Genomic DNA, 3657 nt, shown 5'->3' on the forward strand with positions numbered 1-3657 from the left:
GGTAATCGGCTAAGCGCCCCGCGGGCGCCGGCGCATTCGACGTCGACGGCACAGGCGTCACCATCTCCGGCTGCGTAGCTACGACCGACATATGCTCCTCCTCATGGAAGCAAGCCGACCCAGAGGCGGGCGAAGCTACCGCCGCTTCCCAGGTGACAACTTATGTAGATACCGATCATCCACCACCGACGACTACTACATACTTATTGAGCAGACAATTAACGAATCGGCAGTCTTTTGGTAAAGTTGCGGGCCGCGGTAAGCGCGGGATGCCAGCTCGAGGGCACGCCGCAATTCAACGGAGGGCTCGACGGACACAGCGCCCTCCCAGGCGGGTCTTCCCACCCGACGGGTCACCGCCCCTATCATCGATGGGGTGGACGCCGCGGCGGCGGAATGGTCTTGGCGTGAAGATTGGTTTGTCGCGCGGCGACGAGACAGGCGGGGCGATGACTGAGGCCAGCGAACGGCGAGCCGACACCACACGCCATCGACTCATCGCCGCCGCATCACGCCAGTTCGCCCACCGCCCATACAGCATGGTCAGCCTCGAGGACATCCTGGCAGAGGCCGAACTGACCAAAGGGGCAATGTATTTTCACTTCTCCTCTAAGCAAGCGCTGGCCTTGGCAATCATCGACGACCTCACCGAGATGAGCTGTGCAGCAGTCGCCGAGTTGCTTGCCCGAGAGATGTCGGGACTAGAAACACTGATCGATCTCGTCTTCCTCCTTACCGTCCAAGACACCCAGCACGACGTCGCCCGAGCCGGCATCCGACTGCTCGAGACCCTGGACAACACAACGCCCGTGCCCCCGGCACTGTGGCAATCAAGGATGGAGTTCGTCACCACCCTCATCCAAAGAGCAGTCACCGAGGGCGACGTCATCGACCAGCATGATCCCGACGACATCGCCAAAATGTTGGTGGCACTGTGGGTGGGTATCCGCCGAATCAGCAATCTCGACCAACCCGAGGACTACCTCGGCAACCTCGAAAAGGCATGGGTACTGGCACTACCCAGCTTCACCAATCCCGATCGAATCGGCTACTTCACCCAGTTCATCCAACGACGCCACGCACTTGCGGTGAAAAAGGTTTCTGCTGAAGCAATCCCAGTTGACCTCCACGCCACTGCCCGCGCCTCGGTGCACACCGACGCTTAGCCCACCACTGTTGGCCTCAGCCGCCGACAGCGACCTAGCCAGCCTCGCTAGCGCGGAAGGCGACATTCGCGAAGGTCTCGATCCCTACGTGGTCAGCGAATCACTCCTCAACGCCCGTCTGCTCTCCAAGACAGCAGACGGCAATGATCACGTCAGGCGACTCCACCCTAGACCTAGAACTTCTGTTCCCAGCAATCGTCGCCGACACATCACTGAGTATCTTCGCGCGTTTGTTGCCCGCGAGTCCCAACGCCACCACCAGGCCAACGACCCGACGGGCCGAGCCCACCAACCGTACTAGTGGTGGTCAATCCACAGCCGCTCCGTCAAATTGTCAAATGTCACCAACACAACCGGATCGTCACGCCGCATCAGCGCCGACTTGTTCATCCTGGCCCGCACCGTCCAACCCTCACAATGCCGCAGCTCCACCACCAGATTCGCGACTGCATCGACGCCGGAAAGCGCGGCTACCTCGGCCGGCACGGTCTGGAAGATCTCAGGAAAAGCCGACCCCGCCAACGCATCCGGCTCATAACCCACCATCTCGGCAAACGCCGAATTGGCGAACAAGATCATGCCGTCCCGGGCCATAGCGAGCGTAGGAACCGGCAGCCGCTCCAACACCACCACAGCAGGCAACCGCGTCAGGATGTCCGTCGGTGAATCGCTGGAACTCCCGTTACGCCGCCGCTCCACTGGCCGATCGCCGTTCATGAGAGCGCGGTCGCGGGGGTGGCCGTGTGAGTTCCCACCAGCCAACTGCGCATTCGACATGGATGGCACAGTAGCAACGAGACAAGCTCAATACATCAAAACAGCGAAACTGCAGCCTGCTGTAAAACCGGACTTGAGCCGGTGTTCATGTTGCACATCGCCGCTTGTATGCCGTGACAAATAGGTGAGAACTAACAGAGTGGCGTGGATGGCGCGGTCACATCTGCGGGTCAGGCCTGGGCAAATGCGGTCGGCGAGGGGTCGAGGAGGCCGCGCAGCCAGTCGACGGTGCGATTGATGCCTTCGGTGAGGTCGATGTCGGGTTTCCAGCCGAGCATCCGGCCCGCCAGGGTCGGGTCCAGCGCGCTCGCCTGAACCTCGCCGGTTCGGGCCTCGGCGTAATGGGGCGACCGCGAGACGCCGACTGCCTCGGCGATCAGCTGGTGCAGATCGGTGACGGTCGTCTGTACGCCGGTGCCGACGTTGAAGGTGCCGGTCGTCGTGACCGGCGCTTCGGCGGCGCACAAGAAGGCAGTCACGACGTCGTCGACGTAAACGTAGTCGTCGGTGGCGCTGCCGTCGCCGTAGATGGTCGTGGGACGGCCGGAGATCATCGCACTGCCGAAGAGCGCGACCACGCCGGCTTCTCCGTGTGGGTTTTGGCGTGGCCCATAGACGTTGGCCAGTGCCAGACAGATGGGCGCTAGCCCGTACATGCTGGCGTAGGCGCGCATATACAACTCTCCGGCGACCTTGGCCGCCGCATACGGGGAAAGCGGGTCGACGGGAGTGTCCTCGGTGGCGGGCAATGTGGCGGGCGCACCGTAGCGGGCGCCACCCGAGGAGGCGAAGACGATCCGCGGCACTCGCGCACGCCGGCTCGCTTCCAGCACATTGATGGTGCCCAGCACGTTGTTTCGGGCGTCATGTAGCGGATTATCAACGGAGCAGCGCACGTCGATCTGGGCGGCCAAATGGAACACCACGTCGGGGTTGGAGCGCGCGACGACGTCGGACAGCTCAGGGTGCCTGACGTCGACCGCGATGAAGGTGAAGCGACCGGGGCGGTCGTGCCGGTGGGCCGACGCGAGGTTGGCAGCGGACGGGGCGGCGCTGAGATTGTCGACTCCTGTCACCTGGTGTCCTTCCTTTAGGAGGCGGTCGACAAGGGTGGAACCGATGAATCCGACGGCGCCGGTGACAAGGGTGCGCATTGTCAGCTATCTCCAAATCGACGGTGAATTGCGGACGGCGGCAACGGATTTTGAGGCGGAATCGGCGATGACACCGCGGCGAGATCCTGGTGCATGGGCGCGGGCGCTACAAACCGCCACGCGATGGTAAGAATCGGTCGCCTCGCGGATGTAGTTGCCAATCTGGCGCAACGACCGGTTGGCCTCCGGCACCGTCGGCGCGGCGATCTGGAACACGTGCATCTGGCCGGGCCACACCCGTAGCTCGACCGGTACTCCGGCCGCGGCCAGCCGCCGCGCGGCCAGCCGAGCGTCGTGCAGCAGGACCTCGGAACCGGATACATGGATCAATGTGCGGGGCAGACCGGCCTCGATGTGGTCGAGCGGCTCATAGATCTCCTCGGGGCCTCCGTCCCTGACGTGACTCTGGCCCGCCTTGGTGATCAGGTAGCAGAGTGCGTCAAATGCTTTGGCGGAGAACATCGCATCGCTGCGGATGTTGGGATGCACCTGTTTGTGGCGCTTGGCGATCTGCATAAGCGGTGACATGCAAACGATGGCCGCGAGTTCCTCGCCTTGGT

General features: G+C 62.9%; 3 protein-coding genes and 1 pseudogene. 1 reads left to right on the plus strand and 3 read right to left on the minus strand.

The genetic code is table 11. From position 1 onward, the window contains the following. The first annotated feature begins 407 nt into the window (after window positions 1-407). Window positions 408-1166, plus strand: a complete 759-nt coding sequence (locus JWP83_RS06680) for a TetR/AcrR family transcriptional regulator (RefSeq protein WP_297727573.1) — start codon at window positions 408-410, stop codon at window positions 1164-1166. A 297-nt stretch (window positions 1167-1463) separates the two neighbouring features. Here JWP83_RS06680 and JWP83_RS06685 read toward each other — a convergent pair whose 3' ends face one another. The 3 genes and pseudogenes from JWP83_RS06685 to JWP83_RS06695 all read right to left on the minus strand — a co-directional run. After that, on the minus strand, window positions 1464-1865 hold the full coding sequence (locus tag JWP83_RS06685) for a PAS domain-containing protein (protein ID WP_297727579.1): 402 nt from the start codon (window positions 1863-1865) through the stop codon (window positions 1464-1466). 248 nt (window positions 1866-2113) lie between these two features. Continuing rightward, window positions 2114-3097 (minus strand): NAD-dependent epimerase/dehydratase family protein, encoded by a 984-nt coding sequence (locus JWP83_RS06690; protein WP_297727576.1) that lies wholly within the window; start codon window positions 3095-3097, stop codon window positions 2114-2116. A 135-nt stretch (window positions 3098-3232) separates the two neighbouring features. Continuing rightward, window positions 3233-3657, minus strand: a pseudogene (locus JWP83_RS06695) (alpha/beta hydrolase); the annotation flags it as partial.

It is taken from the genome of Mycobacterium sp., assembly GCF_025965855.1.
Classification (GTDB): Bacteria; Actinomycetota; Actinomycetes; order Mycobacteriales; family Mycobacteriaceae; genus Mycobacterium.

Bases quoted from the DNA above. Each gene is read 5' to 3' on its own strand.
- JWP83_RS06690 (WP_297727576.1), bottom strand. From the start codon at position 3,097: ATGCGCACCCTTGTCACCGGCGCCGTCGGATTCATCGGTTCCACCCTT.